The sequence below is a fragment of the Paenibacillus illinoisensis NBRC 15959 genome (assembly GCF_004000925.1).
Taxonomy (GTDB): domain Bacteria; phylum Bacillota; class Bacilli; order Paenibacillales; family Paenibacillaceae; genus Paenibacillus; species Paenibacillus illinoisensis.
In genome coordinates, this window is the sequence record NZ_BIME01000004.1 from 393,541 (window position 1) to 416,637 (window position 23,097).

Genomic DNA, 23,097 nt, shown 5'->3' on the forward strand with positions numbered 1-23,097 from the left:
CAAGTTTTTTACTAAGACAAAAGAGGAAAATATGCTTCACCATTGGATTCGCCTGTCCAATCCTGTACAATGGATAACGATAAAAACAACGGTAGATTAAGGATGGATCAGCACGATGAGAATTATCATATCACCTGCCAAAAAGATGAAGATCGATACCGATCTGATGACCAGCGCGCAGATGCCGCGTTTTATAAACGAGTCAGAACAGCTGTTGAGTGTGCTCCAAAAGTTATCCTATGACGAGCTCAAAGCGTTATGGAAGTGTAATGATGCAATCGCCGAACAGAACATGGAACGTATTCAAAAAATGAATCTAAAAGCCAATCTTACGCCAGCCATCTATGCCTATGAGGGCATTCAGTATCAGTATATGGCAGCGGGTGTTTTTCAGCAGGAAGAACTGGCGTATCTGGAGCAGCATTTGCGCATATTATCCGGTTTTTATGGCATGTTACGGCCTCTGGACGGGGTTACACCTTATCGGTTGGAGATGCAGGGCAAGCTGCAAGGTCCGGGTTTCAGCTCGCTCTATCATTTTTGGGGCAGCAAGCTCGCAGATCAGCTTCAATCAGAGAGCAATTGTATTCTAAATTTGGCTTCCAAAGAGTACAGCAAAAACATCATTCCTTTTCTGAGCGAGGAAACCCGATTTATCAATTGTGTATTTGGACAAATGGTCAATGGGAAGATGGTTGAAAAGGCAACCCGGGCGAAAATGGCCAGAGGTGAGATGGTGCGGTATATGGCAGAGCGTAAGATTACAGATGTACAGGAGATTAGAAACTTTGATCGGTTAGATTTTGTTTTCTCCGAAGAGAAGTCGGATGAGAGTAATTATGTATTTATATATCCAAAGGAGAATTAGCGAAAATTCATAGGTCACAACCGGATCTCCACAGCAACTCAAAAACCCCCTTCACCAACACCAGCAAATTTGGCTGGCATCGTGAAGGGGGTTTATCTTTAAACCGTTACACTTTACTCCACATGTGCACTCAACTTACATGTTTAACTCTAACTCAAAACTACATACCAACTACCTCGCGCCAATATTTGTACCGGATGGCGTACCCGAGCCAATCAGATCACTCCCTGCAGCAAGCTTCAGGAAATTACCCAGAACGGGCGTCCCATCGCTGCTGCGAGTTACAGATGGTACAAGGGAGACAAAGTCGTCTGCAGTTGCGAGCAGGCCTTTGTCATTTACGCTCTTTTTGTTTTTCCACCAGACGTTGGTACTGCTGACGTCCGTTCCGCTTGTTTTGTCACTGGCGCCGCCCTGGAAGGACAGGTTGTTGGTGAAGATGTGGGTGCCTACATCAAAGGCAAAATTGCTTTGGCCGTTGTTCCAGGAGGTGTTATTTTTCATCTGGATCGAACCGGGATTACTGTTGTATGTGAAGCCATGTTTTTTATTATTAAAGGCAATACTGTTTTCCACAATATGATTCACGGCAATTTTCTCGCCGCCTAGCTTGAATCCGTTTCCATCGCTATCGGTGGTGGATGTACCGTCGGAAGTAGCTCCATTGGCGTACGCAATACTGTTACGAATCGTGACCACACCGATAGCACCCGTATCCGTTTTGCTGTATAGATCCCATCCATCATCCACATTGTATGCTGCAATGCAGCCATCGAAGAGGTTGCCCGGGCCCACGGTCAATTTCGCGGCAAAGCCGTCTGCATCCTCGCCGTTATCAGGATCATAATTGTCGTGAGAGTAGGAGCGGATGACTTCATTGTAAGCAGGCCATTCACTCTTGGCGGCGGTGGAAGCATATCGTCCCAGCTGAATCCCCGTATCCCGATTATGATGAGCCTCGATCTGCTCCAGACGGTTGTAACTGCCCCCGATAAAAATCCCGTTATCGCCTGCCCCTTTTACTTCAAGCCCTTTAACCAACCAGTAGTCCCCGAACATTTGCAAGCCCCGATTCGTGGACGCAAAGGCTTGGGCCGAGAAATCGAAGATAGGCTTCTCCGTTCCGTAGGCAATCAGATTTTTGCGCTGTCCCGATGTCCCGCTGTTGCCTCGTTCAATGGTAACCGTTTCCGAAAAGCTGTAGGTTCCACCTCGCAGATAAATGGTCTTGCCCGGAGCAATCTGAGTCAGTGCATTTGCGAGTGTGGTTGGGCTTGCCAGTGTTCCCGGATTGCTCGCTGATCCGTTAGGAGCGACATATAAATCACCAGCAGCGAGTGTAGCGGTAGTTGTCGAGGCAGCCTGTTCTGATGAATTTTGTGCACCATTCTCGATGAGTTCCAACGCTCCAGCGGACCCCCCGCCAAATAACAATACAGGAAAAGCAGCACACAGGCAGAGGCAGGCCATTTTCGATTTCAACGAACGTTCAGAGCGTACAGATGGATAATTAGAAACAGAAGGGAACCATTTCATTGTGAAACCTCCTTGGTTAATGGGATAGTGCATTTCGGTAAGGCACAGGTTCATCGTAAAACGTGTAAGCGTTATCAACAATAATCATTTCATTAGGTCAGCTATACAAGCCGGTATGTCAGACGTTGAGGTCTCAAGTGTTGCTATCTAAAAGGTGGTGCATAATCCTTACATTGGCAGATCGCCTTAATTTAACGAGCAATCATCTGAAATGAACGCGGGGAAGGGGTCAACTGGATGACAAAATGGCATGAAAACAAGGTTGATCCACCGAAATGAACCTGGTCTTCATCAAACTTGGAAAAGACGGACTTAATTGGAAGATTATTTGTCCATGGATATAACTCAAAAAAGCCCCGATTACAGCTGCATTAGGCAGATGCCATCGGGACCCTTGCCACATGGTGGTCACGATCCAAAATGAATTTCGATACGGTACTACTTGCTAACCTCTTCTGTCACAGCTGTCCTTGTTTCGAATTTTAATACGGATCTGCTTCGTGCCCGCGCCGGGATGCTTCTTCCGTGCTTGGTTCATGTTTCGGCTGAACCGTGGCACTGTCATCGGTCGGCACAGATGCCAGTCCTTCAGCTACACGGCGACCGTAGTCGGCATCGGCCTGAGTGAAGTGTGAGATCATGCGTTCACGAATGTCCGGTTTACATTTGGAGAGTGCATCAACCAGGTTGCTGACCAGTTCCTCTCGCTCCCAATCTTCAAACGCCCGGTATGTATCACCGGCTTGACCGAAGTCGTTAGGACGCGGAATTTTCTCCCGAACCAGACGACCTTCAATAAGAGGTTCATGCTCCTTGCCGCGTGGAGCCGCTTCGGAAAGACCCCCCAGAGAAGAAGGCTCGTAGTTCACATGCGGGTTCTGTCCTGGAGCGCGATCCACCTTGTACTGCATCTGACCACCGCTTTGGTTGGTAGCTACGCGATTTTTGGGAGCATTCACAGGCAGCTGCAGATAGTTCGCACCAACCCGGTGACGTTGGGTATCCGAGTAGGAGAAGGTGCGCCCTTGCAGTAATTTGTCATCCGAGAAATCCAGCCCATCCACGAGAACACCCGTGCCAAACGCAGCTTGTTCCACTTCGTTAAAGTAATCCTCAGGATTGCGGTTCAAGGTCATTTTTCCAACAGGCAAAAATGGAAATTGCTCTGGGGGCCACAGCTTGGTCGGATCGAGTGGATCGAAGTCCAGCTCCGGATGTTCGCCGTCTTCCATGATCTGAACGCACAGCTCCCACTCCGGGTAATCGCCCTGTTCAATCGCATGATACAGATCCAGGGTGGCATGGTTGAAATTCTGTCCCTGAATCTCGCTCGCGTCTTTTTGCAGCAGGTTCCGTATCCCTTGTTTGAGGGGTTCCCAGTGATATTTAATGAGTACGCCCATGCCTTCTTGGTTTACCCATTTGTATGTATTGACGCCCGATCCCTGCATTTGGCGATAATTGGCCGGTATTCCCCATGGAGAGAAGAGGAACGTAATCATATGGGTAGCTTCTGGACTAAGCGAAACGAAGTCGAAAAACCGCTCCATGTCCTGTGCATTGGTCAACGGGTCCGGTTTAAAGGCATGTACCATATCCGGGAATTTCAACGGGTCACGAATGAAAAAGATTTTCAGGTTGTTGCCAACCAGATCCCAGTTGCCGTCTTCGGTATAAAATTTCACAGCGAAGCCGCGCGGGTCACGGAGCGTCTCTGGTGAATGCCCACCATGGATTACCGTGGAAAAACGGACAAACACAGGGGTTTGTTTGCCTTTCTCCTGAAACAGACGAGCACGTGTATATTTGGATACGGGTTCATCACCCGCTGTTCCGTATGCTTCAAATATGCCATGAGCACCAGCACCGCGTGCATGTACCACCCGCTCAGGAATACGTTCGCGGTCAAAATGCGTAATTTTTTCGAGAAAATGATAATTCTCCAGCGTAGTGGGTCCCCGGCTGCCGACGGTTCGGACATTCTGATTATCAGTGACGGGATGGCCCTGACGATCCGTTAAAGTCTCTGGTGACGTGTCTGGGGAATGCTCTGAGTGTGAAGAATGATGATTCATGGAGCACCGCCTTTCCTTTTGATGGATTCGAATATATATTTTCCCTGCATCGTTGTTCTATACATTTCTTGTAGTAAAAAAAGCTTGTCACTTACCTCATGGTGTGAGATAATTGACTTTTGCCCAGCGGCCTTTTTTGAACGGGAAATGTTGAGGACCGCTTGTATAAGAAGGAGGCTGACCAAGGATTGTCTACACAACGTTATCCTTTTGCATATGACCCGGCAGAGCCCTTTGTATCCCGATTGGGAGAGTGGGTAGCCGATGTTTTTTACGATATTTTGCCTGAGTCCGGCTTCGAGGTACGGGATGAACAGATTTTTATGGCGTACCAGCTCGAACGGGCCTATGGAGATAAAAAGACTATTATGGCTGAGGCTGGTGTAGGGACAGGCAAGACGTTAGTCTACCTGCTCTATGCAGTCTGTTATGCACGTTATACGGGCAAACCGGCAGTGATTGCCTGCGCCGATGAGTCATTGATTGAACAATTGGTGAAGCCGGGCGGAGATATTGCGAAGCTGGCTGAACATCTGGATCTTCAGGTAGACGCTCGTCTTGGTAAATCACCAGATCAATACGTTTGTTTGAACAAATTAAGTGCGGTGCGATTCGCGGATGAGGATGCACCTGTCATTGAAGAAGTGCATGAGAGCCTTCCGGACTTCGTGAATACACCTGGAACGCTTCAGGCTTTCCATCCCTATGGTGACCGCAAACAGTATCCGCATTTGAACGATCGCCAGTGGAACAAGATCAACTGGGACCCATTCCAGGATTGCTTTGTTTGTCCAAAAAGACAACGCTGCGGCCTGACGTTATCACGTGACCACTATCGCCGCTCCAAGGACATCATCATCTGCTCCCATGATTATTACATGGAGCATGTGTGGACCTATGAGGCCCGCAAACGCGAGGGACAGCTGCCGCTGCTGCCTGATCACAGCTCGGTTGTATTTGATGAAGGACATCTGCTTGAAGAGGCAGCGCTGAACGCACTCAGCTACAAACTGAAACACCGCATCTTTGAGGAACTTGTAACCCGGCTTTTGGAAGGGGAGATTCGTGAAACCCTTGCAGAACGTGTGGACGAAGCCATTGAGAGCAGTGAACGATTGTTTAAGCTGCTGGATACCTACACAGTAGCTATCCCTGGATCGGAACGGAAGGAAGTTCGGGTAGAAGCACCGCTGCTGCGTGAAATTGAACGTCTGACCAGTGTGCTGGATGCCATCGGTGAAGAATTGGTGTTTGAGAGCGGACTGTTCTCGCTGGATGGGTATCAAATGCGAGTAGTGGAAGAACATCTGGATATGATCCAGACAGCATTGTCTCTGTTCCGCAAGGAAGATGGCTACATTTGCTGGGCTGAAGAGAATGAGGACGAGACGACACTGTCCATCATGCCTCGCACGGTAAAAGAAATCCTGAACGAGCGCGTGTTCAATACCGGGATTCCAATTGTATTCTCGTCTGCAACCTTGTCTGTGGACAATTCCTTCCGTTATGTAGCGGACAGTCTGGGGATTGATGATTTTGTATCATTCTCGGTTGCTTCTCCATATGACTATGCGGATAAAATGCAGATGAAGATTACAGATCAAGCTATACCAGGTCACCCGGAGAACGAAAATCGGATGCGCGATGCTGTGTCGATGCTTCAGGAAAGTGGCGGTCGTGCGCTTATTCTGTTCCGTACCATGGAAGAGCTGCTAACGTTTAAACAGGACATCGTTCATGTCCCGGAAGCGCAGGGACTGCGATTCATGTACGAAGGCGACCGGGAGATCAGTGATCTGATTGCAGCGTTCCAGCAGGATGAGGAGAGTGTGCTGTGCTCCGTCAATCTGTGGGAGGGACTGGACGTTCCAGGACCTTCATTATCCAATGTCATGATCTGGTCGCTTCCCTATCCACCGCAGGATCCTGTATTTAATGCTAAACGCAGTGCATCGGCGGCACCGTACGAAGAGATTGATCTTCCATACATGCTGCTGCGCGTGAAGCAAGGTCTGGGACGTTTGATTCGCACAAGCAGTGACTCGGGTTCTGCGGTTATTCTCGATGAATCGCTGTATACCAGAAAGGAAGCCAAAGACCGCATTGCGGCCCTGCTTCCCAAAGGTGTGGAATGGACCACGTTGACACACTGATTGGTTTAGGTTAAATGTTCTTAAAATGATTCCTTATCGAATAAGTTCTTGTTCCCTGCGGATGAATCATCTGCAGGTGAGCAGGAGCTTATTTTGATTTTGATATGATATTGAGGGTGCCTGAAGTGGAGTTTCCCTTACTCCTAGCTAAGCGTGTATCAGGTTCATGGAGTAAGTGAACGTGAATAGGCTGCCCTCGGTCAACATGATGACTTAAGGGACAGCCTTTTTTGGGAGTACAGATTATGTTGTGTTAAAAATACCCATGCTCAAATACCGTTCCCCGGTATCCGGCGCAATACAGAGCACTCGGTGGCCTGGCCCCAATTCCCGCGCAATGCGCAGTGCGGCCCAGGCCGAAGCACCAGATGAAGGGCCGAGCAGCAGCCCTTCCCGGGCAGCAAGCTGCCGCATGGTATCCAGTGCATCCTCATCGGACACCTGGATAATGGAGTCCCACACGTCGGTATTCAGAATGTCCGGTATGAACCCCGGACTTGTACCGACGAGCTTGTGGGGACCGGGCTCGCCGCCGGATAGCACGGGTGAACCTTTGGGCTCCACCGCATAGATTCGGATATCCGGCAGCTGCTTGCGCAGCTCTTCACCTGTTCCGGTAATGGTGCCGCCTGTGCCCGCGGTTGCAATGAAGGCATCCAGCTTGCCCTCCATCTGCTGTATAATCTCGGGAGCAGTGGTAACCCGGTGAATGTCCGGATTGGCCTGATTCTCGAATTGTTGAGGAATGAAGCTTCCCGGAATGTCAGCGTGAAGCTCCTTGGCTTTGCGGATAGCTCCGGGCATCCGTTCAGCTGCTGGAGTGAGTACGACATCTGCGCCATAGGCTTTCAGAATGTTGATGCGCTCCTTGGACATATTGTCCGGCATGACGAGAATGGCCTTATATCCTTTGGCGGCTGCATTCATGGCCAGACCGATGCCGGTGTTGCCGCTGGTCGGCTCGATGATGGTTGCTCCGGGAAGCAGCAGCCCTGCCCGTTCAGCCTGAACGATCAGATTGTAAGCGGCACGGTCCTTGACACTGCCGCTTGGATTGAAATATTCCAGTTTCACATATACATCAGCAGAGTCGCTGCCTGTGAGCCTATTGAGTTTTACCGCCGGCGTCTGTCCGATCAACTCGGTGACATCTGCAGCAATGCCTGTATATCTGGTGGATGGTTGGTTACCCGAATTTGAATTCATGAAGTACAACTCCTTGAGTAATGAGACGTCTGAGGGAATTTCTAATCATAGAGTCTGTTCGCCTTATTATAGACGACAGGCTTTTTTGTTTTAGGAAGAATTCATTTCACGTCTAATATAGGTTCATCGTTGATAACGATAACGTTCCATTCCATCTTAATGAACCCGGCCACTCCGGGTCAACCTGTATTCTGGTTCAAGCTACAAGCGCTGCGTCAGATCAATATGCAGATGTCGGCTGAGTTCTTGCTTGACTTCATTACGTGCGAACGTCCAGAGCATATAGAATCGCTGCCAATATCCCCTGCACAGGTAGACTGTTTCAATGCCATCCTGTTCACGTTTCTCCTCAAGAATTTTGACACCGCGTTTCCGCATCTGCTGCCGAACTGCCAGCATTTCTTGTAGTACCTGATTTTGAATGCGGGTCAGGGATAGGACGTACACCTCGGGCATTTTCAGCAGAAGTGAATCCAGGGTGTGAATATCCCGTTCAAGCACATCCAGCAGCAGGGTACGCACAACAAGGCTTTTAACCAATTGATGGTCTTCATCCGTAGGGGATGGGGCGGAAGGGGAGGATGACATACATTCACTTCCTTAACCTTGAATTCGAACATATATATTTACAGAACATGTGTTCTTATATTATAATCAATATATGCAATGATGATACGGAATACAACAAGAAAAAAATGGGATTGGGCTTTCGGCAGGGCCATGTACATTCATTATGGGGATGATTGATCAGGACAAGCATACTCCAAATTTTAGGTATAATTTCTGGGTTTTGCAGGAAACCTAAGAGCGTAAGAAATGGCCTAATGCAATTCCAGGGCTGGATTCTTAAGCTTTACGAGGTTAGTGGGGAGAGAATGTTCCGGTTGGTTGGTTTACTTGCGGGAGAATGCCAACAAAAAAAGCCCCTGCCTTGGGCGGCGGGGCATGGACGTACTGCCGATTTCAGCGGCAGAATCGAGAACAATGCATAGAAAGTTAAGCTAAATATTGAGGTTTCTCGTACAAAGCTTCTTTTTCCAGGATGACCTTATAAGGTCGTTCCTTCCCCTTAAGCGAGGGGCCGATCGTAATTAGCGGGACGGCCGGTTTGTGGAAACGATCTTCTTCCTTAGGTTCCGGAACCGGTCGTGATGATTCGGGCGCAGAGCTGAGGCGTACCTTTTTTTCGCTGCCCCAGCGCTTGCTTATTTTTTTCATTTCCGGTTTCATTCCGGTTCGCCTCCTAACAAATCGTTGATGGCGTTAAACAGTTGACGATTCTGTAGGTCAATCTGTTGAAATACCGCCTCATCCGCTTCTATATGTCCAATAATATGAACCGTAATCACATACCTCTTGGCTACAGGATAGCATAGCAGATATTCTTTCTCAAGGTAATCGTCATACAGGTTAATCTTGATTTTATTTTCACGGTAAGAATCAATGACCAGGATGCGCTTGGGGTCATCCGGCTCTTTGTCGTCATTGGCAGACAACTCATATTTTCTCCCCGGTTCCCCTACATTACCACATAATTGCTCGATATAACCACTGTCATCTGTACGGTATATGGCTGTACCACGTACTGCGAATGGAGGATGGGACACAAATGCCGTACGAAGGGCATCACTCATTCGGTCGAGCATGGCGGCATCAGCTTTGCGAACCCGCAGCAGCTCTCTGAAGAACCTCAGAAGCTTTAGCAATTGTAACCGTGCTTCTCCTTCAGTCACTTTATGCTGATTGATGATTTTCTCCAATTCTGGATCTACCCATCGTCCTTGTTCTTCTATACTGTCAGCGATTTTGGAGCATGCAACCGACACGGCTGGCGCCCACTTGCCATCAGAACGAATCTCATAGACCAGTGGATTCAAACCAAGAAGATCGGTAGGCATACGTAATCCCTCGATTTTTGCAGCGTCCTTGATGTCTGTAATATCCTCCGGAAGAATGAAAAAAATACGCTTCCGTCCCAAACGGCCCATAAACAAACCCATTTCCAGCATTGTATTATCCCTGACAGATGCATAGTACTTCCCGCGAATTTTGGATATATCATCCGGATGAAAAATAAAAATGGCAAAGTCCGTCGTGCGCACCTCTGTTTCCAGATCGTCCATCGTATAGCTGCTTGGATTGAAAACACCGGAGTACCAAGGAGTAACTTCGGCTGAGAAACGCAAATTTTCGTGTACTGCGGCTGCAATCGGCTTCGCTTCCAGCGAGCAGCCAATAAAGACTCTTGGCTTCAACGTTTTCATCAATCCGCCTCGCTTAAACGGTAGTGGGAATCAATTGTTATATTATACCATAAAAAGCAGAGTAAGTCTGGAAAACGTCCACGCTGGTCAAGAATGAGCCGATTTTCGTTTGCTATAGTGTATGTGAAAGCTCCCGATGATTCCTTCAAAATTCGCACAAAAATAAAAAATGGCCCCAAATTGTCACAGTTGGGTGACTGGACAGTTATATTCGCAATCATCGGTCATAGAATGAAGGAGCAGGTTGCACCATTAGTAAGCATTGATTGTCCTGGTGTGGCTGTTTGCCTGCTGGAGCCGCCCAGAGCATGCTTTATGAGCATTTTTGAAGGGTCTGCTGTTTAGACCCGTCCACGTCGGTGTTATATAATAGAAGAACAAGCAAGTTAGCTATAGAAGTTTAAACTGGATAGTAAAAATTACATGTTTTTCATCAGACGGTCATTTACACGGAACGAAGAATGCAGAACCCATCTGGAGAAGCGAAGCGCTCGCGTTTATTACTGGATTTTCCCTTTGGAAGGGAATCAAAAAAATCCGGGAATAACAGCGATCGGAAGAGGGTGCTGCAATCGTAGTGGTCAAGTGTAAAGTTCATGAGTCAAACGTGTGATGTTCGCCAGTTTAATTTGAAGTAGCTAACCACAAACAGACAGAAAGGATCAGGATACCATGAGTTCCCGAAGGACAATCTCCCCAAGGACGATCTGGAAACGTTACGATCTCTCATACACTTAGCGCCCCTTGTAGAGTAAACCAACCGTATTCAAAAAAACGGCTGACTCTGCGAAAGAGGGGATTGGAATGAATATTCGAAGGACAAATACGATGATTTCTTCCAGGCTTGCCTTTTGCAGGGTACGGTCGGTCTAAAAACCAACCTACAAACTGCGAGGGAACCTGAATGAAGAGAACATCGTTAACCAAACAACACATTAAGGCTGAGGCGGGAAAACTCGCCATCATGCTGCTCGGTACTTTTATTTTGGCATTTGCCTACTATCACATTAATTTTCAGAATCATTTATCGGAGGGCGGATTTGTCGGTCTGGCCCTGCTCGGAAAATACGCCACGGGGTTATCGCCTGCCATTGGCATGCTGTTACTCGACATTCCGGTCATGATTCTGGCCTGGTTCATCAAGGGCTGGAAGTTCATGATTCAGGCGCTGATTGGCGTCGGCGCGTTCTCCCTGTTCTATGACGGCTTTGAGCGATACTCCACATTGCAGATGTCATTCAACGGAAACCTATGGATTCCGGCAGTCCTATCCGGCGTATTGACGGGTGTAGGGGCAGGGATCGTGCTCCGATTTGGCGGAGCGACAGGCGGAGACGATATTCTCGCCGTGCTCGTTAGCCGCTGGAAGGGATGGAAGCTGGGAACAGTTTTCTTTGTCATTGATGCGTTTGTACTGGGCTTATCCCTTTTCTTTCTTCCGGTAAAAGAAACTTTATATACCATTCTGGCCGTTTGGATTGCCAGCAAAGTCATTACGTACGTGGTCAGTGTTCCAGTACGCCGGCCTGTTACGACCTCAGCTGTGAAGGTATCCATGCCTTCGGCAGCCAAGGCGGTGACTGCCCCTGCACCACGGACTTCGGTGGCGAGAGGAGTAACACATTAAATGAAATTAACCAAAAAGTCCTTTTGACTGCCTGAGCGGCGGTGAAAAGGACTTTTTTTGATGCTTTTCTAAGCTGGAAAGTTACTCTTCATATGGATTCAAGGTCAGGGCGATTCACAAACCTGTCAGGGTTTAATGGAAGACGCGATTTGTCCATCCTGGTTATGAATAATGGCCCGAATGTTCTGCTCGTCGCTGATTTCTTTGGCGGCGTTCACCGCTTCAGATTTGGTATCAAATGTGGATACATATTTGGATTGGCCTTCTTCCTTAATGGCCCAGCCCGAATCCGTAGGTACGACGTGAATATTGTCATGGCTTTTCGAAGAGGAGACGGGTTCCGAATGGCGACGTTTAGAAGCAGAACCGCTGCCACCGGATGATTGTTCTGAATCGGATGAGCCCGTTGCCGGATGATTCTCATCCCATTCTTCGGCTTTGGCAGTGGCTATCGCTATAGCGCGTCCTTCCTCATACCCGTCATCCAGCAGAGCATTGGCGATTTCAATCGCCTTATTTCGGATACGAGGCTCCAGATTTTTCATGGATACCGGATAATCATTCTTGTTCCAAGGCATGCCTGAATCCCTCCTGTATAGTAATAATGGTTAGTTTTATATTACCCTATGGGAGAAGGGATAAACGACAAAATGGACAGGCTGTGAAGGGGGAATGAGCTGTCATACAGGGATGGCATTCCTATACTTTTGCATGCTAAAGGGGTATAATGCTGTCACATGTACATAAAGTCCAATACAGGAAAATAAAAGGAGTACAATCATATGTTCAGTCTAAGTCTGGCTATTCCGATGCTGTTTACCATGCTTATTCATGCTGCAGACAGCCTGTCCTATGCGCTTCGTCTTGGCGGGCTAAGAACCCGCAGAATTGCGCTGGCCCTTTCCTTGTCGGGGATTCTGCTGCTGGTATCGCGTACATCCAATATGGCCCAGGGACCGATGGTAGGGAATCTGGTGGATACCGCAGCAAGTGGAGGGAACTCACATTTTGCCGTGCAGCTGCACTGGCTGATGGGGGCAGCGACAGCAGGAACCGCAATCGCCATATTGTGTTTTCCAACAATGGTGAAGCTTGCGTCCAGAATGGTTGTGCATTTTGAAGCAGCGGGGTCCATTCCGGTGATGGTACGAGGGTTGCTGAACGGCACCAAAATCAGAAACGCAGCCTACTATATTACGCCACCTTCCTGGAAGATGGCTAAGCGGCTAGTGCAGCATGGTATGCCAAGACGTCTAATGACGCTTAATGTAGCGGTGACAGCCATTTATACAACGGGCGTATTATCCAGTTTGTACGCAGCTTATCTATATCCAGGGCAGGCAGTGGCTGCCTCTCAATCGACAGGGCTAATTAACGGAATTGCGACCATTTTGCTAACGATCCTGATCGATCCGCGAATTTCTCTGCTCAGTGACAAATCCCTGCGAGGCGAAATCCGTTTGGACCGAATGAATCAGATTTATGGCTGCATGCTGGTATCTCGTTTATTCGGCACGCTTGTGGCCCAGCTGCTGCTCATTCCATTTGCCTACTGGATTGGCTGGATCGTCAGCTGGATGTGAAGAAGTAAATGGAACACATCTGGGGAGGGATGCTGCGCAGAACACGTTAATCCTCTGTTGTCCTGTATTTGCGGATGTGAACCCATTCGATAAAAGGCAGCGTAACCATGGAAAGTCCGAGCAACGATAATAGCAGGAGGCTTGGCTTTTCATGGACCCATTGATCTATGCCAACGGCCACCAGAATGAACAGGGTCAGTATAAAATATCCCACCTTCGAGCTCTGCTCCGTAATGTGTCTGCCCAGTTCCTCATCCTCACGCACCCCATCACGATCCTCTTTGGTGCCCCAAGTTAGGGCTGACAGGAAAAGGATCGTAACTGCACCAAGTGAAGCAATATCATTCAATCCAATGTCCCTTCCTGTTGCAGTACGATAAATAACGGTAGCAAGCACAATAAATGCTGCAGCACCTGTAAGGGTCATTTTCCAATGCTTTATTTTCATTCTGGGTTCTTCCTTTCGTACTGAAATAACTGCTCGATGGTGACCTCAAGCGCCTCGGAAATGGCAAAGGCGAGCGGAAGGCTGGGGTCGTATTTGTCATTCTCTATGGCGTTAATGGTTTGTCTACTGACGTCGCACATCTCGGCGAGTTTGCCCTGGGATATGCCCAGCTCTTCACGCAGCAGCTTAATGCGGTTTTGCATGAATCAACCTCTTTTCGTGCCCCTAGGTTGTAAAGAACTCTTTACAGCTGTATTGTAAATGGAAAAATGTGTAGGTGTCAAGAATTCTTTACATGTCGCATCTGATTCAAATAAGAACATGAAAAAAGCAGGAGCACCGGTGATAACCCGCTGCTCCTGCTTTTTTGGACCGTGTGTTGGTTCTACGGTCAGGCAGTCGTATTTAATTTATTTGAAGAGGACTGCATACTCGCCGTATCCCTCTTTTTGCAAGTCTTCCTTCGGTACAAAGCGAAGAGCAGCGGAGTTGATGCAGTACCGCATACCACCCGCTTCGACAGGACCGTCGTTAAACAGGTGCCCCAGATGGGAATCCCCTTCACGACTTCTGACTTCGGTGCGAATCATGAAATGGCTGAGATCTGTTTTTTCCTTCACGTTGTAATCACGCAATGGACGCGTGAAGCTTGGCCAGCCGCAGCCGGAATCGTACTTGTCCGTTGAGCTGAAGAGAGGCTCGCCAGAAACGATATCTACATAGATTCCGTCACCGTGGTGATCCCAGAACTCGTTGTGGAACGCAGGTTCCGTTGCATTATTCTGGGTCACTTCGTATTGCAGTGGAGTCAGACGCTCTTTCAGATTGCTTTTATCCACATTGCCGGACCAGTTGCGTTCGATAAAGTCTTCACGGCCGGAGCCTTTGCGATACCGTTTGTAGTGAGCCGGATTTTTGTGGTGGTAGTCCTGGTGATGTTCTTCCGCCTCATAGAATGGTTTGGCAGGCAAAATGGGTGTAAAGATCGGCTTATCAAACCGTCCGCTCTGCTCCAGAGCCGCCTTGGAGGCTTCTGCAATCTGACGCTGTTCTTCGCTGTGGTAGAAGATGGCCGTCTGGTATGAAGATCCGCGGTCATGGAATTGTCCACCCGTATCTGTCGGATCGATCTGCTGCCAGAATAACTCGACGAGCTTCTCATAAGGGAAGATGGAAGGGTCGAACGTAATTTGAACGGCCTCTACGTGTCCTGTCGTCTCCGAACAGACTTCCTCATATGTGGGATTCTCGGTATGTCCTCCTGTATAACCCGATACGATCTTGTGGATTCCGGGAAGTTCCTCAAAGGGGGATACCATACACCAGAAGCATCCGCCTGCAAATGTTGCTTTTTCGCTTGAATGTTGTTCCATGCTATAGTCACTCCATTTCTGATGAAGATCAATGAATTTGGCTTACACTTCTATTATATCCTGAATTGGCAAGCCAACCAAGCCGGACAGGGACGAGGAAGCCCGTGAGTCAAGGTGATAAGTAATAATCAGGTCTTTTTTCGCGAGCGAACACGAAACAGCAGCAAGACAAGGCCCATAATGGCAAAGTATCCCAACAAAATGAGCAGACTCGCCCAGATGGAAGTTTCCGCTTGCGCGCCCGCATAGGCAAAAATTAAAATGGCAGGCATTTTCCCGATGGCCGTAGCCACCATGAACACCCAAAAAGGGGTGTAGGTAATGCCGGCATAGATATTGACCGCAGTTTGAGGCACAACAGGAAGCAGGCGAAGCGTCATAATGCCCATAAAGGGATGCGCCTCCATCCAGGTGGTAAAACGACTCAATCCACGGATGCGATCCAGGTAAGCTCTGGCCTGATGACGAAAAGCATATCTCGCTCCCGCATAAACGAGCACTGCTGCGAGGGTGGTCCCCACCCAGCATACCCAAGCTGCTGTTGTGGTGCCGTAACTGTACCCCAAAGCTGCGATTACAAACTTGTAGGGAATCACAGGTACCAATGCAAAAAGCATTGCTATGATAATTAGAAGGGGTATGGACTGATTCTGATCGGTCCATGCCAGCAGTTCGTATCTGTAAATAAACGTGACTCCGGCGAGCAAAACATACAAGAGGAGCCATAACCATTTCCGCAAATCCCCAAACGCTCCTTTCAGGTCAGGGCACTACTCCAATCTCCTGATCCTACATGCCTTTCTACCCAAGTGTACCACGTTCGATAGGGAACCGGATAATTCAATCCTTCTTGTGCTGATCAACTGGCATGTTGCTGGCTGAAGGGTTACACTATAGGTCGTGGAACTTAGAACTCATCTGAAGGTGGAATGCTTATCATGGAAACAACGAAGCGAACCCGAGCTGGGATCATCGGACTTGGGGGTATTGCTCACAAAGTATACTTGCCCCTGTTAACCGCGCATCCTGATGTGGAAATTGCCGGTATTATGAACCGTTCTCCAGAGCCGGTAGCGGCTGCTCAGCATGCTTATAGATTAGATAACGGAACGACGGATCTGAAAGAACTATTGTCCTGGGATCTGGATGCCGTTTTTGTACATACAGCAACGGAAGCACATTTTGACATTGTTATGCAATGTTTGGAACGGGGACTAGCTGTATATGTGGACAAACCGCTGTCCTACACCTTGCGTGAATCCGAAGAAATGACTGCTTTTGCCGAGGCGCAGGGGCTGCTCCTTGCGGTAGGTTTTAACCGAAGATTTGCACCCATGTATCAGAAAGCGAAAGCGTGGATGCAAGGCGGGCAGGGGTTTGAATCCTTGATGTTAACAAAGCATCGGACAGGCATTCAGAATCTTCCTGCAGCAAAAACGATCTATGATGATCTGATTCATATGCTGGATCTGATGTTATGGTATTCGGATCACCATGTGGAGCTGGTTCATCAATGGATTCGGACGAATGATATGGACCAGCTTCTTCATGCTGCCGGATCTGCCAAGCTTGGAAGAAAGGCCATCGGACGATTTGATATGGTGCGCGAGGCGGGGGCTGACCTGGAGAAGATCGAACTCCACGGCGGAGGCAGATCGGTAGAGGTTGTGAATATGGAAGAGGCCAGATATATCGAAGGAGGAGATCTTGAACGCAAGGAAACTTTCGGCAGCTGGGACTCCATATTAACGCGCAGAGGATTTAACGGAGCCGTAGATCATTTCTTGGCTAACCTGGACACGCCGGACGATTGCATCATTAGCTCCAGTCACGTAATGGATAGCCATGAGCTGGCAGAGCAGCTGATTCGCAAGTGATTTTTTGTTGAAACGGGATAAAGAACATAACTCATGGAGGAATGACACAATGGACGAATATGAAAAGGAACGCAGAAAACAGATCGAAGAAGCGGTCGTAGAAACCTATAAACAGGAAGAAGAAATGATGATTCTTGTATTTGCCCAGTGGTGTGCCAATCATGGACTGGACCCAGAAGAGATGTACCGGCAAGCTTACCCGGATCAGCAGAGCAATGAACGGCTGCAGCAAGTGCTGCAGCTGGTTGTGCCGAAGGAGGAAGCCGGAGAGATTCCGGATGATACGGTGCTGGGTGTGTTGTCCATGTTTGGCAACGAAGACTTGGCCATGGTGGTATCGGAGGCAATCGCCGCGCGCAAATAAGCAGAATTTACGTATAATACTACATCTGTTCCCGGTGTATGAGCCGGAATTCCTTGGGCGACATGCCAAACCGGGAGCGGAATACGCGGTGGAAATACGTGTAATTGTTAAACCCCGACGATTCGGCGACATGCTCCAGGGTCATTGGACTGAAGATGATCCGTTCTCTGGCCATGTTCAGCCGTACGTCCAGGGTATACTGCATGATACTTTTGCCAAACGCTTCCTTGAACAGATGAACCCCGCGTGAAACGCTGATGCCAACATGGGTTGCTACATCTTCAAGTTTGAACAGGGAGGAAGCATTCTCCTCGATATAATTTTTTATTTCATACGCCACATAGTTGGTGTTGGTAATGGTCGGATGTTCGGAGAGAAGACGATCCACTTCCAGACATAAGATACGCATGTAGTAACTGGAGATCTCGGGATATGGATTGGAGATTCGGCGCTGCTCCAGCACGAGTTGACGGAACAGGGTCAGCAGGCTTTCGGTCAATTCGACCTTAATCCGGTTTGGCCTTTTGTGGCGTTCCCACCATTCATCCACCCAGGAACCATTAAAAAAGATATGGTAGTCACCGCTCTCTACGAGTCGTTCTCCCATCGGATTCCGTTCATTGTCTATTTTGAGTTCATAAGGCTCATCCGGACTGAAAAGAAGCAGATCGCCCGCATCGACGAGTGACATCTCGCCGTCTATTCGAGCCCGGCAGCGACCGTCGGTCTGCAGCCTTAGGAGGTAGTTCTTAACCCCGTCGGGATGAATACCAGCATAGGGTTTGCGATGAAATGAGAAGCCTGCTGTAAGAACCTGGCAGGAATAATCGGTCGGCATTGGCATACTCCTTGCAATTTGAAAATTATGACCAGATAGTTCATGTTTCGATCATATTATTCATTTTAATTGAACCCAAAACGGAATACCATAGTATTAAATTCAAGGCACAAAACATTCATCACAGCTTCTCACCATGCGTAAGGAGATGAACGTCACATTGGAGAAATTAAAAGCAGGCATAATCGGGTGCGGTAACATCAGCGCCATCTATCTGGAGAATCTGAAAAATAGCCCGCTCATTGAAATTGTAGCCGTAGCGGACTTGATCCGTGAACGTGCTCAGGAACGGGCAGATGAATTTAATATCGCAAACGTTTACAATGTAGATGAGTTGCTGCAAAATAAGGAAATCGAGCTTGTGCTAAACCTGACGGTGCCTGGCAGTCATGCCATGACCGATCTGGCTGTGCTCGAATCAGGCAAGCATGTCTATGCCGAGAAGCCACTGGCCATTTCGCTTGAAGACGGCCGCAAGGTCATTGAACTTGCTGAAGAGAAGGGATTGTATGTTGGTTCCGCACCGGATACCTTCCTTGGATCAGGCATTCAGACGGCACGTCAGGCTATTGTAGACGGTCTGATCGGGAAACCGATTGCGGCGACTTCCTTCTTCATGGGTGGCGGACCTGAAGCATGGCATCCCGATCCCGAGTTCTTTTACATTGCGGGAGGAGGACCTATGTTTGACATGGGACCATACTATCTGACAGCGCTGGTTACATTGCTGGGACCAATTCGGAGAATTAGCTCTTCTGCAGGCATTCAGATTACCGATCGTGTTATTGGCTCGGGACCGAAGGAAGGAACGCCTCTCCGGGTACAAACTCCGACGCATCTGGCAGGTACCATCGATTTTACTGACGGAGCCATTGCAACGATGATTACCAGCTTCGATATTCGTGGAGCTTCAGACTTGCCTCGGATTGAAATTTACGGAACCGAAGGCACGCTGAGTGTACCGGATCCTAACTATTTCAATGGGGAAGTGAAGCTGCGCAGATTCGGTCAGGACACCTGGGAAACGGTAACCCCTGTCTTCGAGAGCAGTCAGAATGAACGCGGAATTGGTGTTACCGAGATGGTCGAATCCATTCGTGCCGGACGGGAACACAAAGCCAGCGGCAAGCTCGCGTATCACGTGCTAGAAGCGATGCATGCATTCCAGCGCTCTTCTTTGGAGGGCAAGCACGTTATGCTTGAGAGTACTTACGATCCAAATGCAGCCACCAAAGCAAATGAGGATCCGACAGAAATTGTGCAATCGAATTAAGGTAATTCAGTTGATTTAAGTTGAAGTTAGGGCAACACAGGAAGATGGTTTTTCCATCTGGAATAACCAGTATTGTTACGTTTAATTTCAGGATAGAAATGCTCTAGATTTTCCACACTATTAAAACAAACTTGTGATCTGAACGGTACATTTATGCAGTTCTTGGTTCATTTAATCAGCAATTATTCGATATTTAATCCAGGGAGGAATCGCACTTGAAACTCGGCGTATTTTTGGTACTATTCGGAGGACGTAAATTGGAGGATGCACTTGACTACGTAGCATCCAAGGGTTTGAAAGCAGTAGAGATCGGAACTGGAGGCCATCCAGGCAATGCACATTGCAACCCGGAGGAGCTTTTGAACAATGAAGCAGCACTGAAAAACTTTAAAAATGCAGTGGAATCACGCGGTCTGACCATCAGCGCACTGAGCTGTCACGGTAACCCGCTTCATCCGCAAAAAGATATCGCCAAAGGTTTCCACGATGATTTCGTGAAAACAGTTCAATTGGCACAAAAGCTGGAAGTTCCTGTAGTGAACACATTCTCCGGATGTCCGGGAGACCATGAAGATGCGAAGTATCCGAACTGGCCTGTTGCACCGTGGCCGAATGATTTCCAGGAAGTGTTGAAATGGCAATGGGAGAACAAAGTGATCCCGTACTGGACAGAGTGGGGCAAGTATGCAGCAGATCACAATGTGAAAGTAGGATTGGAACTGCATGGTGGATTCTCAGTGCATACTCCAGCTACATTGTTAAGACTGCGTGAAGCTGCAGGCGAAGTCATTGGTGCGAACTTGGATCCAAGTCACATGTGGTGGCAAGGAATTGATCCGGTACAAGCGATCCACATTCTGGGACGTGAAGGCGCGATCCATCACTTCCATGCTAAAGATACAACGATCGATCCGGTAAACGTAAACAAACATGGTTTGACAGATATGCAGGATTACACAAACATGCTTGACCGCGCTTGGCAGTTCCGCTCGGTAGGTTATGGTCATGATAACAAGACTTGGGCAGATATTATCAGTGCCCTGCGTCTCGTAGGCTACGATTACGTTGTAAGTATTGAACACGAAGACGGTCTGATGTCGGTTGAAGAAGGATTCTCTAAAGCCGTACAAAATCTCCAGCAAGTATTGATTGAGGAACCGCTGGGCGATATGTGGTGGGTTTAGAGCTATACTAGGGGGAAATTGAATATGATTAACGTCACCATTTGGAATGAGTTTGTCCATGAGAAAATTCACGATGAAGTAAGGGAAGTCTATCCGGACGGATTGCACCGGGCACTGGCAGACGGACTCGGCGGCGAAGGATTTGCGATTCGGACAGCTACACTGGATCAGCCTGAACACGGCTTAAGTGATGAGGTGCTGAATTCCACAGATGTGCTGATATGGTGGGGACATATGGCACATGATCGTGTAAGCGACGAGGTCTCACAGAAGGTTGCACAGCGAGTACTTAACGGCATGGGATTGATTGTTCTACATTCCGGGCATTTCTCCAAACCATTCAAGGCCTTGATGGGCACCAGTTGTGATCTGAAATGGCGTGTAGCTGACGAGCAGGAGATCGTATGGTGTGTCAATCCTTCTCATCCCATTGCGGATGGGATTGAAGGCAAGATTGTACTTGAAAAGGAAGAAATGTACGGTGAATTCTTCGATATTCCGGTACCCGATGAGCTCGTGTTCGTAAGCAACTTCCAGGGTGGGGAAGTATTCCGAAGCGGCTGTACGTTCCGTCGCGGCGAAGGCAAAATCTTCTACTTCCGTCCAGGCCATGAAACCTATCCGACGTATTACAAGCCGGAAATTCTGAGAGTGATCAGCAATGCAGTAAAATGGGCATATCCTGCCCGCAGCTTCAAGCCGCAATTTGGCAAGAGCGAACCTGTAAGACCATTTGGTGGCGTGCTGGTCTAGGCCGCAAAAGTAGTATCTGATGGGCAAATGAAACGTATACCTAAGAACCCTTCTCCGAGTCAAGTATGACTGTGGCAGTTGGGTTCTTTTTGGGTAAGATAGGTACATGGGAGTTATACGATATTTGCCATGGTTCATCGAATCGTCCTGAGGTATACTTGTTGTATAGTCAAAGTGCAAAGATGCCTATTAAATTTTAACTTTTTTACGGCAGACGTTTTCTTTGTGACGTAAATGTGTTATTATGAAATATACTAACTAAATGTAAGTTCAGTGATCTCTAAAGAGGTGATTAATGTGGAAGGCCAAGATTTACGGATGTGTCCGCGTTTTGAGACGGCATTCTCGTTTTTGGGCAAACGCTGGAACGGTCTGATTATTCAAACGTTGATGAGTGGGTCTAAGCGATTCAAGGATATTTCCAACCTGATTCCGTCGATGAGTGACAAGATGTTATCTGAACGGATGAAGGATTTGGAGAGTGAAGGTATTCTGATTCGTCATGTTTATCCCGAGACGCCGGTTCGTATTGAATACGAGCTAACAGAAAAAGGGAAAGCTTTGCAGCCTGTAATGAACCAAATTCAGGATTGGGCAGAGCAATGGGTAGATTAAACGATTCATATGTCCAGGCTCAATGATGTGACCTGACAACAGAGAGCTCTTGATTTCGCTGAAATCAGGAGTTTTTTGTCTTATATGCTTAATCAGTCATCACGGCTTGTCTGTTCAATATATAGGAATGTAGAAAGAAACCACCTTTTTCCTGCAGGCCTTGCACATATTGACAGAAGTTATAGTATAATTTAAGAAAAATGGCCGCAGGCGGCCGGAGCGAGGAGGCCACTTGTCATGAGAGAAGAAAGCTTATCCCGTGAAGTACGCTACGGCAAGCAAGATATTTCTGAACTTGAGAGCGCATCCATTCAGGTTCATCTGATTTACAAAAAAGCTGCGGAACTGTTTAAATATTATGTTAATCCCCGCGTGGGTAACCCGGACCCAGGGGAAGCATCTACACTTGGAAACAGCACCGGGCAGGAACTGGCTCCGGTTGTCCTGCAAAAGTGGATTCAGACATCGTCAGGCTGGAAATGCATTGGTTGTGAATTAAAATACCCGGGATCTGTGCAGGATAAGCTGGATGATGATTTTCCACGTGGTCAGCTTATTGGAACTGCCGGGAAACGAAGATATGTGAAACCCGAAATGCTAATTCAAGCCATTGTATGGTCTCAATATGAAAAAATCAGGCTGCTGGCACCATGGCTTGGTGATGAAGCTTTTTATACCACACAAGAGCTGGATGTCATCGCCCGGTACATTGTACCGACATACTTCTCAGAACGTCCCCTGCATGAGCAGGGCAAGCTCTTCAAGATTCACCATCCGTACAGTCAGATCCCGCTGTATCAGGAATACGTAACAGCTCCTACATTCTGTGTACAGATGGATGGAGAGCTGCTCGAAGGGCGACTTTTGACAGGTGTATATGTGTCGGAGGAACAGTTCCATGGGCTTAATCCGTACCTGAAGAATGGAGACGGGGGCCGGACTTATATGCAGGCTTGTGTTCAATAGAGGGTAAATAAATATAAGGGTTGAACGATCCGAACGAAGGAGCCCGCAAGCGGGCTCTTTGTGCTGCAGGAAGGAATATGGAAGAAAAGTAACG

The 23,097-nt window shown here is 48.1% G+C and carries 23 protein-coding genes; 11 read left to right on the forward strand and 12 right to left on the reverse strand.

Features of this window, described 5'->3' with window-relative positions; translation table 11 throughout:
• The first annotated feature begins 115 nt into the window (after positions 1-115).
• Positions 116-868 carry a peroxide stress protein YaaA gene (gene yaaA, locus PIL01S_RS13160; protein WP_127537893.1) on the forward strand — a complete coding sequence of 251 codons (753 nt, stop codon included), beginning with the start codon at positions 116-118 and terminating at the stop codon, positions 866-868.
• A 171-nt stretch (positions 869-1,039) separates the two neighbouring features.
• Here the strand turns inward: yaaA and PIL01S_RS13165 are convergent, their stop codons facing one another.
• Together PIL01S_RS13165 and PIL01S_RS13170 are read right to left on the reverse strand one after the other, a co-directional pair.
• Entirely contained in the window at positions 1,040-2,404 is a 1,365-nt protein-coding gene (locus PIL01S_RS13165) for a right-handed parallel beta-helix repeat-containing protein (RefSeq protein ID WP_246058236.1), read from the reverse strand.
• A 482-nt stretch (positions 2,405-2,886) separates the two neighbouring features.
• The gene (locus tag PIL01S_RS13170; RefSeq protein ID WP_127537894.1) at positions 2,887-4,479 is read right to left on the reverse strand and encodes a catalase; all 1,593 of its coding nucleotides are present in this window, start codon (positions 4,477-4,479) and stop codon (positions 2,887-2,889) included.
• A gap of 188 nt (positions 4,480-4,667) precedes the next feature.
• Between PIL01S_RS13170 and PIL01S_RS13175 the strand changes: the two genes are divergently transcribed.
• A complete protein-coding gene (locus tag PIL01S_RS13175; RefSeq protein ID WP_127537895.1) occupies positions 4,668-6,632 on the forward strand; it encodes an ATP-dependent DNA helicase in 1,965 nt (654 codons plus the stop codon).
• Between the two features lie 243 nt (positions 6,633-6,875).
• On the opposite strand, the gene cysK is transcribed toward PIL01S_RS13175, so the two are convergent.
• The 4 genes from cysK to PIL01S_RS13195 all read right to left on the reverse strand — a co-directional run bounded on the left by cysK (position 6,876) and on the right by PIL01S_RS13195 (position 10,102).
• Positions 6,876-7,838: a cysteine synthase A gene (cysK, locus tag PIL01S_RS13180; protein WP_127537896.1), complete on the reverse strand. Its 963-nt coding sequence runs from the start codon at positions 7,836-7,838 to the stop codon at positions 6,876-6,878.
• Between the two features lie 201 nt (positions 7,839-8,039).
• Complete coding sequence (locus PIL01S_RS13185; protein WP_127537897.1) at positions 8,040-8,426, reverse strand: hypothetical protein; 387 nt, start codon at positions 8,424-8,426, stop codon at positions 8,040-8,042.
• A gap of 408 nt (positions 8,427-8,834) precedes the next feature.
• On the reverse strand, positions 8,835-9,068 hold the full coding sequence (locus tag PIL01S_RS13190) for a hypothetical protein (protein ID WP_095290332.1): 234 nt from the start codon (positions 9,066-9,068) through the stop codon (positions 8,835-8,837).
• Positions 9,065-10,102 (reverse strand): nucleotide-binding protein, encoded by a 1,038-nt coding sequence (locus PIL01S_RS13195; protein ID WP_127537898.1) that lies wholly within the window; start codon positions 10,100-10,102, stop codon positions 9,065-9,067. The genes PIL01S_RS13190 and PIL01S_RS13195 overlap by 4 nt, the downstream gene beginning before the upstream one ends.
• A 904-nt stretch (positions 10,103-11,006) precedes the next feature.
• Here PIL01S_RS13195 and PIL01S_RS13200 point away from each other — a divergent pair.
• The gene (locus tag PIL01S_RS13200) at positions 11,007-11,729 is read left to right on the forward strand and encodes a YitT family protein (protein ID WP_127537899.1); all 723 of its coding nucleotides are present in this window, start codon (positions 11,007-11,009) and stop codon (positions 11,727-11,729) included.
• A 125-nt stretch (positions 11,730-11,854) separates the two neighbouring features.
• On the opposite strand, the gene PIL01S_RS13205 is transcribed toward PIL01S_RS13200, so the two are convergent.
• The gene (locus PIL01S_RS13205; RefSeq protein WP_127537900.1) at positions 11,855-12,307 is read right to left on the reverse strand and encodes a DUF2188 domain-containing protein; all 453 of its coding nucleotides are present in this window, start codon (positions 12,305-12,307) and stop codon (positions 11,855-11,857) included.
• 204 nt (positions 12,308-12,511) lie between these two features.
• Here PIL01S_RS13205 and PIL01S_RS13210 point away from each other — a divergent pair, with 204 nt between their 5' ends.
• The gene (locus PIL01S_RS13210) at positions 12,512-13,312 is read left to right on the forward strand and encodes a lipid II flippase family protein (protein ID WP_127537901.1); all 801 of its coding nucleotides are present in this window, start codon (positions 12,512-12,514) and stop codon (positions 13,310-13,312) included.
• A 46-nt stretch (positions 13,313-13,358) separates the two neighbouring features.
• Here PIL01S_RS13210 and PIL01S_RS13215 read toward each other — a convergent pair whose 3' ends face one another.
• The 4 genes from PIL01S_RS13215 to PIL01S_RS13230 all read right to left on the reverse strand — a co-directional run bounded on the left by PIL01S_RS13215 (position 13,359) and on the right by PIL01S_RS13230 (position 15,873).
• Positions 13,359-13,760 carry a hypothetical protein gene (locus PIL01S_RS13215; RefSeq protein ID WP_127537902.1) on the reverse strand — a complete coding sequence of 134 codons (402 nt, stop codon included), beginning with the start codon at positions 13,758-13,760 and terminating at the stop codon, positions 13,359-13,361.
• Positions 13,757-13,963 carry a helix-turn-helix transcriptional regulator gene (locus PIL01S_RS13220; protein WP_127537903.1) on the reverse strand — a complete coding sequence of 69 codons (207 nt, stop codon included), beginning with the start codon at positions 13,961-13,963 and terminating at the stop codon, positions 13,757-13,759. Before PIL01S_RS13220 ends, PIL01S_RS13215 begins: the two co-directional genes overlap by 4 nt.
• Positions 13,964-14,170: 207 nt before the next feature.
• Complete coding sequence (gene msrA, locus PIL01S_RS13225) at positions 14,171-15,133, reverse strand: peptide-methionine (S)-S-oxide reductase MsrA (RefSeq protein ID WP_095359314.1); 963 nt, start codon at positions 15,131-15,133, stop codon at positions 14,171-14,173.
• A 128-nt stretch (positions 15,134-15,261) separates the two neighbouring features.
• Complete coding sequence (locus tag PIL01S_RS13230) at positions 15,262-15,873, reverse strand: TVP38/TMEM64 family protein (protein WP_127537904.1); 612 nt, start codon at positions 15,871-15,873, stop codon at positions 15,262-15,264.
• A 198-nt stretch (positions 15,874-16,071) separates the two neighbouring features.
• On the opposite strand from PIL01S_RS13230, the gene PIL01S_RS13235 reads away from it, so the two are divergent.
• On the forward strand, positions 16,072-17,010 hold the full coding sequence (locus PIL01S_RS13235) for a Gfo/Idh/MocA family protein (protein ID WP_127537905.1): 939 nt from the start codon (positions 16,072-16,074) through the stop codon (positions 17,008-17,010).
• Positions 17,011-17,059: 49 nt separating this feature from the next.
• Complete coding sequence (locus PIL01S_RS13240; RefSeq protein WP_095290350.1) at positions 17,060-17,374, forward strand: hypothetical protein; 315 nt, start codon at positions 17,060-17,062, stop codon at positions 17,372-17,374.
• A 19-nt stretch (positions 17,375-17,393) separates the two neighbouring features.
• Here the strand turns inward: PIL01S_RS13240 and PIL01S_RS13245 are convergent, their stop codons facing one another.
• On the reverse strand, positions 17,394-18,212 hold the full coding sequence (locus tag PIL01S_RS13245; RefSeq protein WP_095290352.1) for a helix-turn-helix domain-containing protein: 819 nt from the start codon (positions 18,210-18,212) through the stop codon (positions 17,394-17,396).
• A gap of 160 nt (positions 18,213-18,372) precedes the next feature.
• Here PIL01S_RS13245 and PIL01S_RS13250 point away from each other — a divergent pair, with 160 nt between their 5' ends.
• The 5 genes from PIL01S_RS13250 to PIL01S_RS13270 all read left to right on the forward strand — a co-directional run bounded on the left by PIL01S_RS13250 (position 18,373) and on the right by PIL01S_RS13270 (position 23,003).
• Positions 18,373-19,485, forward strand: coding sequence for a Gfo/Idh/MocA family protein (locus PIL01S_RS13250; RefSeq protein WP_095290354.1), 1,113 nt, complete (start codon positions 18,373-18,375; stop codon positions 19,483-19,485).
• A 215-nt stretch (positions 19,486-19,700) separates the two neighbouring features.
• The gene (locus tag PIL01S_RS13255) at positions 19,701-20,669 is read left to right on the forward strand and encodes a sugar phosphate isomerase/epimerase family protein (RefSeq protein WP_095290356.1); all 969 of its coding nucleotides are present in this window, start codon (positions 19,701-19,703) and stop codon (positions 20,667-20,669) included.
• Between the two features lie 24 nt (positions 20,670-20,693).
• Positions 20,694-21,422, forward strand: coding sequence for a ThuA domain-containing protein (locus PIL01S_RS13260; protein ID WP_127537906.1), 729 nt, complete (start codon positions 20,694-20,696; stop codon positions 21,420-21,422).
• Between the two features lie 318 nt (positions 21,423-21,740).
• Complete coding sequence (locus PIL01S_RS13265; protein WP_148565210.1) at positions 21,741-22,037, forward strand: winged helix-turn-helix transcriptional regulator; 297 nt, start codon at positions 21,741-21,743, stop codon at positions 22,035-22,037.
• A gap of 237 nt (positions 22,038-22,274) precedes the next feature.
• A complete protein-coding gene (locus tag PIL01S_RS13270) occupies positions 22,275-23,003 on the forward strand; it encodes a hypothetical protein (RefSeq protein ID WP_127537907.1) in 729 nt (242 codons plus the stop codon).
• Positions 23,004-23,097 lie beyond the last annotated feature (94 nt).